This window comes from Actinomadura sp. NPDC023710 (assembly GCF_040639875.1).
Classification (GTDB): Bacteria; Actinomycetota; Actinomycetes; order Streptosporangiales; family Streptosporangiaceae; genus Spirillospora; species Spirillospora citrea.
In genome coordinates this window covers 240,692-247,853 of record NZ_JBFAGB010000010.1, presented here as the reverse complement: position 1 = coordinate 247,853, position 7,162 = coordinate 240,692, and the positions used below count along the sequence as shown (strand labels likewise).

At 75.0% G+C, this 7,162-nt stretch carries 5 protein-coding genes; all 5 read left to right on the top strand.

What is annotated here, in order from left to right:
- A partial coding sequence (locus tag AB0H37_RS14475) for a condensation domain-containing protein (RefSeq protein ID WP_360612966.1) occupies positions 1-1,617 on the top strand: 1,617 nt, incomplete at its 5' end.
- Complete coding sequence (locus AB0H37_RS14470; RefSeq protein ID WP_360612964.1) at positions 1,614-5,552, top strand: amino acid adenylation domain-containing protein; 3,939 nt, start codon at positions 1,614-1,616, stop codon at positions 5,550-5,552. The genes AB0H37_RS14475 and AB0H37_RS14470, both read left to right, overlap by 4 nt.
- Positions 5,549-5,758: an MbtH family protein gene (locus tag AB0H37_RS14465; RefSeq protein ID WP_329088602.1), complete on the top strand. Its 210-nt coding sequence runs from the start codon at positions 5,549-5,551 to the stop codon at positions 5,756-5,758. Before AB0H37_RS14470 ends, AB0H37_RS14465 begins: the two co-directional genes overlap by 4 nt.
- Positions 5,751-6,413 (top strand): GNAT family N-acetyltransferase, encoded by a 663-nt coding sequence (locus AB0H37_RS14460; RefSeq protein ID WP_360612962.1) that lies wholly within the window; start codon positions 5,751-5,753, stop codon positions 6,411-6,413. Before AB0H37_RS14465 ends, AB0H37_RS14460 begins: the two co-directional genes overlap by 8 nt.
- Complete coding sequence (locus AB0H37_RS14455) at positions 6,410-7,144, top strand: alpha/beta fold hydrolase (protein WP_360612960.1); 735 nt, start codon at positions 6,410-6,412, stop codon at positions 7,142-7,144. The genes AB0H37_RS14460 and AB0H37_RS14455 overlap by 4 nt, the downstream gene beginning before the upstream one ends.
- Positions 7,145-7,162: the final 18 nt, after the last annotated feature.

Sequence of the window (7,162 nt, the reverse complement as noted above, 5' to 3'; positions counted from 1 at the left end):
GCGATCCAGCTCGTCTCACGCGCCCGCCAGTCCGGCCTGGTCATCACTCCCCGCGAGGTCTTCCAGCACCAGACCGTCGAAGAACTCGCCGCCACTGCCACACCGGTCGGCGAAGGCGAACAGACCGAGGTGGAAGCGCCGGGCGCGGGAATCGGCCGCATCCCCGCCACCCCGATCATGCGCTGGTTCCAGGAGCTGCACGGCCCCGTCGACGGCTACAGCCAGCGCATGCTGCTCCAGGTGCCGCCCGGCCTCGGCGTCGAGAGGCTGACCGGCGCGCTCCAGACCGTCCTGGACCACCACGACATGCTCCGCCTCCGCGTGGCCGGCGCCGAGTTCGAGGTCACCGAGCCCGGCACCGTCGACGCCGCGCCCCTCGTCCGCCGCGTCGACGTCGCCGGCCTGGGCGCCGGAGACCTGCGCGCCGTGCTCGCCGCCGAGGCGGAGACCGCCCGCCGCGGCCTCGACCCGGCCGCCGGGACCATGGCGCGGCTCGTCTGGTTCGACGCGGGCCCCGCCGCGTCCGGACGCCTCCTGCTCACCCTCCACCACTTGGCCGTGGACGGAGTCTCCTGGCGGATCCTCCTGCCCGACCTGGTCACGGCCTGGGCCGGAGGAGACCTCGACCCTGTCCCGACCTCGTTCCGGCGCTGGGCGCAGCGCCTCGCCGCCGAGGCGTCCGACCCCGCCCGGACCGCGGAGCTGCCGCTCTGGGACGACATCCTCGCCACCCCCGACCCGGCGCTCGGCTCCCGCCCGCTGGACCCGGCCACCGACACGTTCGGGACGGCGGGGCACCTCACGCTCGACCTGCCCGCCGACGTGACCGGGCCGCTGCTCACCGAGGTCCCCGCCGCGTTCCACGGGCGGGTCAACGACGTGCTGCTCACCGGCCTGGCCCTCGCCGTCGCCGAATGGCGGCACGAACGCGGCGCCTGCGACGAGACCGCCGTCCTGGTCGACCTCGAAGGGCACGGCCGCGAGGAGATCGTCCCCGGCGCCGACCTGTCCCGCACCGCCGGATGGTTCACCACGATCCACCCGGTGCGGCTCGACCCCGGGCGGCTGTCGCCCGCCGACGTCCGCGAGGGCGGCCAGGCCGTCGGCACCGCCCTCAAGCGGGTCAAGGAGCAGCTGCGCGAGATCCCCGACAACGGCATCGGGTACGGGCTGCTCCGCTACCGGGGTCCCGTCGTCCGCGCCGGCGCCCACCCGCAGATCGCGTTCAACTACCTCGGCCGCTCCGCCGCGCCCGAGGCGACCGACTGGGGACCCGCGGACCAGGACGACTCCGACGCCCTCGGCGCGGGGCAGGACGGCGCGCTCGGCCTCGTCCACGCCATCGAGGTCAACGCGCACACCCGCGACCTGCCCGGCGGTCCCGAGCTGTCCGCGACGTGGACGTGGGCGGGCGGCCTCTTCGACGCCGCCGCGATCGAGGATCTGGCCGAGCGCTGGTACGCGGCCCTGCGCGGCCTCGTCGCGCACGTCGTGGACGGCGCCGCCGACGGGCCCGTCGGCGGGTTCACCCCGTCCGACCTGTCCCTGGTGGACGTCAGCCAGGAGGAGATCGACGAGCTCGCCGCCGAGCTCGACGGCGAATGGGAGCTGGATTGAGCACGTCGCAGCTTGAGGACATCCTCCCGCTGTCCCCGCTACAGCAGGGCCTGTTCTTCCACGCGCTCCACGACTCGGGCCGCGACGTCTACACCGCGCAGATCGTGTTCGACCTGCGCGGCCCTCTCGACGCCGGCGCGCTCCGCGCCGCCGCCGCGACTCTCCTGCGCCGCCACGCCAACCTGCGCGCCGGGTTCCGGCAGCGCAAGGAGGGCTCGCCCGTCCAGGTGGTCCACCGCGCGGTCCGGCTCCCGTGGCAGGACGAGGATCTGTCGGCCCTGCCCGAGGCGGAGCGCGAGGCGAAGGCGCGCGAGCTGGCCGAGGCCGAGCGCGCCCGGCCCTTCGACATGACGAGGCCGCCGCTGCTGCGCTTCCTGCTCATCAGGCTGGCGGACGGCCTGCACCGCATGGTGTTCACCAACCACCACATCCTGCTGGACGGCTGGTCCACGCCCGTCCTGCAGACCGAGCTGTTCGCGCTCTACCTCGCCAAGGGCGACGACACCGGGATGCCGCGCGTCGCCCCCTACAAGAACTACCTGGCCTGGCTCGCCGCGCAGGACCGCGCCGCCGCCGAGGACGCCTGGCGCCGCTCGCTCGACGGCGTGCACGAGCCCACCCTCGTGGCCCCGGGCGCGCCCGAGCCCGTCGCCGGCACCCCCGGACGCGTCCGGACCCGGCTCACCGAGGGCCTCACCTCCGCGCTCGCCGCGCGGGCTCGCGCCCAGGGCGTCACCCTCAACACCGTCCTGCAGCTGGCGTGGGGCACGCTGCTCGGCCGCCTCACCGGCTCGGCCGACGTGGTGTTCGGCGCCGCGGTCTCCGGCCGGCCCCCGGAGCTGCCCGGCGTCGAGCAGATGATCGGCCTGTTCATCAACACGCTGCCGATCCGCGTCCGCGTCCGGCCCGCCGACACGGTCGCCGGGGCGCTGACGCGGCTCCAGGACGAGCAGGCCGCGCTGATGCCGCACCACCACCTCGGCCTGTCCGACATCCAGCGCCTCACCGGCGCCGGGACGCTGTTCGACACCATGACCGTCCTGGAGAACTACCCGTTCGACCCGGACGCCGCCGGCACCGACCTCGGCGGCCTCACCCTCCACGACGTCGACGGCCACGACGCCTCCCACTACCCGCTCACGTTCGCCGCCGTCCCGGGCCGCGGCCTGTCGCTGCGCATCGACCACCGCACCGACCTGTTCACCGGCGAGGACGCCGCCCGCCTGATGCGCCGGTTCGTCCGCATCCTGGAGGCCGTCGCCCACCGGCCCGACCTGCCGCTCGGCCGCATCGAGGTCCTGGACGAGGAGGAACGCGCCCGCGTCCTCGCGGCCTGGCAGGGCCCGGCGACCGGCCGCCGCCCGCAGACCCTCACCGCCCGCTTCGCCGAGCAGCGGGCGAGGACCCCGGACGCCGTCGCCGTCCGGGCCGCGGGGGAGTCGTTGACCTACGCCGAGCTCGACGCCCGCGCGAACCGGCTGGCGCACCGCCTCGCCGGCCTCGGCGTCGGCCGGGACACCCCGGTCGCGGTGCTCCTCGAAAGATCTGCCGACATCGCCGTGGTCTCCCTGGCGATTCTCAAGGCGGGCGGAGCCTACGCGCCGATCCACCACGGCTACCCGCCCGAGCGGATGGCGTGGGCGGTCGCGGAGGTCGCCGCGCCCGTGCTCGTCGTCAACACGCCGATGCGCGACCGCGTCGCCGCCCTCGGCACCGCCGTGCGGATCCTCGTCGTGGACGACGACCCCGAGGTCGTCGCCCAGCCCGCGACCGCACCGGCCGTCGAATGCCACCCGGAGCAGCTCGCCTGCGTACTGTTCACCTCCGGCTCCACGGGCGTGCCCAAGGGCGTCATGCTGCGGCACCGCGACGCGGTCGACCTCGCCGCCGACGGCCGGCTCCGGGGCGGGGCGCACGACCGCGTCCTGGTCCACTCCCCGCACGCGTTCGACGCGTCGGTCTACGAGCTGTGGACGCCGCTGCTGCACGGCGGGACGGCCGTCGTCGCGCCGCCCGGCCACCTGACCGGCGAGGCCCTCGAAGAGATCATCGCCGCCGAGGAGCTGACCGGCCTGTTCCTCACCACCACCCTGTTCAACCTCGTCGCCGACGAGCGGCCGCGGGCGTTCGCGCGGCTCCGCGAGGTCCTCACCGGCGGGGAGGCGGGCTCTCCCGCCGCGATCCGCAAGGTGCTCGCCGCGTGCCCGGACACCGAGGTCGGCAACGTCTACGGGCCCACCGAGGCGACCACCTACACCACCATCGCCGGGCAGCGGGCGCCGCTCGACGACCCCTCAGAGACCTCGGCCGTGCTGGGCCGCCCCATCGACGACGTGCGCGTGTACGTGCTGGACCAGGGGCTGCGCCCCGTCCCGCCCGGCACCGCGGGCGAGGCCTACATCGCGGGCGCCGGGCTCGGCCGCGGCTACCTGCGGCGGCCCTCGCTCACCGCCGAACGCTACGTCGCCGACCCCTTCGGCGCGCCCGGCGACCGCATGTACCGTACCGGCGACCTCGTCCGGTGGCGGCCGGACGGCACCCTTGAATACCTCGACCGCGCCGACCTCCAGGTCAAGGTCCGCGGGTTCCGGATCGAGCTCGGCGAGATCGAGGCCGCCGTCGCCGCGCACCCGGCCGTCGCCAACATCGCCGTCGTCGCCCGCGAGGACGCCCCCGGGACCAGGGCCCTCGTCGCCTACGTCATCGCCCCGGACCTGCCCGCCGCCGGGCACGGCCTGCGCGAGTTCGTCAGGGAGCGGCTGCCCGAGTACATGGTGCCGGCCGCGTTCGTCCTGCTCGACACGTTCCCCGTCGGGCCGAACGGCAAGCTCGACCGGCGCGCCCTCCCCGCCCCCGACTACGGCGAGGCCGCCGCCGGTCGCGACCCCCGCACCCCCGAGGAGGAGCGCCTCTGCGGGATCGTCGCGGACGTCCTCGGCATCGACCGCGTCGGCGCCGACGTCAGCTTCTTCGACCTCGGCGGCGACAGCATCGCCGCGCTCAAGCTCGCCACGCGGGCCCGGCGGGCCGGCGTCGAGCTCACCCCCCGCGACGTGTTCACCCACCAGACCGTCGAGGCGATGACCAGGGCCGGCGACCCGGAGGACCGGCTCGGCTTCGAGGTGCTGCTGCCCATCCGCACGTCCGGGACCCGGCCGCCGCTGTTCCTCGTCCACCCCGCCGGCGGCCTGGCCTGGGGCTACCTGCAGTTCCAGCGGCACCTCGGCACCGACCAGCCGATCTACGGGCTGCAGGCCCGCGCGTTCACCCGGGCCCGGCTGCCGGAGTCCATCGGGGAGATGGCGGCCGACTACCTGGAGCAGATCAGGGCCGTCCAGCCGTCCGGCCCCTACCACCTCGCGGGCTGGTCGCTCGGCGGGCTCGTCGCCTACGAGATGGCCCTGCGGCTGCAGGCCGCCGGGGAGCGGGTCGCCCTGCTCGCCCTCATCGACGCCTACCACGGTCAGGACCTCGAAACGGAGCGGCGCGAGATCCTCCCCGAGCTGCTGGAGGCGATCGGCGTGGACGCGCGGATGGTCGCCGAGGACGGCGACCCCGACATGGCGCAGATCATGGCGGTGCTCGCCGAGCGCGACGACGCGCTCGCCACCCTCGGCGAGGAGGACCTCGTCAACGTCTACCGCAACTACGAGAACGGGCTCCGCCAGGCGGAGGAGTACCGGCCCGGACGGTACCGCGGAGACGTCGTGTTCTTCACCGCGCTCCGCGGCCGCACCGAGGACTCGCCCACCGGCCGCTCCAACTGGGGACCGCTCGTCGACGGCGGGATCGAGGACTACCCCCTCGACGTCGACCACCACCTGCTCATGGAGCCGGGCCCGGCCGCCGAGATGGGTGCCGTGCTGGCCGCCAGACTCGACAAACTGCACGCGCCACTCCAAGCCGCCAGAGCCACGGAAAGGGATGACCGATGACCAACCCCTTCGAGGACCCCGAGGGCACCTACCTCGTCCTCGTCAACGACGAGGGCCAGCACTCGCTGTGGCCGTCCTTCGCCGAGGTCCCCGCCGGCTGGACGGTGGCCAAGGACGAGGACACCCGCCAGGCGTGCCTCGACTTCGTCGACGAGAACTGGACGGACATGCGGCCGAAGAGCCTCATCGAGGCCATGGGTGAGTGAGGCGGGCTGGAGGCCGCCTCCAGAGACCGCGCATCTGCGGTTCCCCTCGGTCACCGAGTGGGAGATGGAGATGCGGGACGCCGCCGACCTGCGTCCCGCGCCGCTGCCGGGCGTCGAGATGACGTTCACCCTCGCCGGGCTGCCGTCCCCCGACGTCAACCGCGCCCTCTACGCGACCGTCGGCGCCCGCGTCTGCTGGACCGACCGCTTCCCGTGGACGTACGAGCAGTGGCGGGCCTGGGTGGAGCGGCCGGAGCTGTCGACGTGGATCGCCATGGCCGAGGGCACCATCGCCGGCTTCTTCGAGATCGAGGCGCAGCCCGGCGGCGACACCGAGATCCACCTGGTCGGCCTCACCCCCGCGTTCGTCGGGCGCGGCTACGGCGGCTACCTCGTCGAGCAGTGCACCCGCCGCGCCTGGCAGCGCGGCGAGCTGTGGGCCCTCAGCGCCGGGCCCGCGACGCGGGTGTGGCTGCGCACCAGCAGCCTCGACCACCCGAACGCCATCGCCAACTACCGGCGGCGGGGCTTTAAGGTGGCGGCGGAGAGCACCGCGCCGAAGCTCGTGCCGGACCCGCGGGTCGCGCCGTGGCCGCTGCCGCGCGATCCCCGCGCGGCGTCGCGCCGGCACGAGGAGGAGGAGTTGATCACGTGACCTGGTTCCGCTGCCCCGAGACGCGCCCCTGGGCGTCGATGCGGCTGTTCTGCCTGCCGCACGCGGGCGGGTCGGCGGTGTTCTACCGGCCGTGGGCCAAGCGGGCCGGCCCGGCCGTCGAGGTGCAGGCCGTCCAGTACCCGGGGCGCGCCGACCGGATGGCGGACGCGCTCGTCACCGACGCCCGCCAGCTCGCCCGCCTCATCGCCGGGGCGATGGCGCCGCTGATGGACCGCCCCGCCGCGCTGTTCGGGCACAGCATGGGCGCCGTCCTCGCCTACGAGGTGGCGCGGCTGCTGGAGGAGCGGGGCACCGCCCCGGTGCACGTGTTCGCCTCCGGGGCCCGCCCGCCCGACGACCGGGGCGACGAGCACCTCCGCCACAAGGACGACGACGGCCTCGTCGCCGAACTGGTGCGGCTCGGGGGGACCGACGCCGAGCTGCTGGCGGAGCCGGAGCTGCGCGAGCTCGTCCTGCCGTACGTCCGCAACGACTTCACGCTGATCGAGGAGTACGCCCACCGGCCCGAGCCGCCGCTGACCGTCCCGGTCACCGCGATCATCGGGGACGCCGACCCGCACGTGGACGAGGAGCTGGCCCGCGGCTGGGAGCGCGCCACCCGCGGGCGGTTCGCGCTCCGGGTGCTGCCCGGCGGGCACTTCTACCTGGCCGACCAGCAGCCCGCCGTGCTCGCCGAGGTCCTGCGGACGCTGGAGGTCCCGGCCGTCTGACGCGCGGGCGGGCCGCCC

Bases quoted from the DNA above. Each gene is read 5' to 3' on its own strand.
- AB0H37_RS14465 (WP_329088602.1), top strand. From the start codon at position 5,549: ATGACCAACCCCTTCGAGGACCCCGAGGGCACCTACCTCGTCCTCGTC.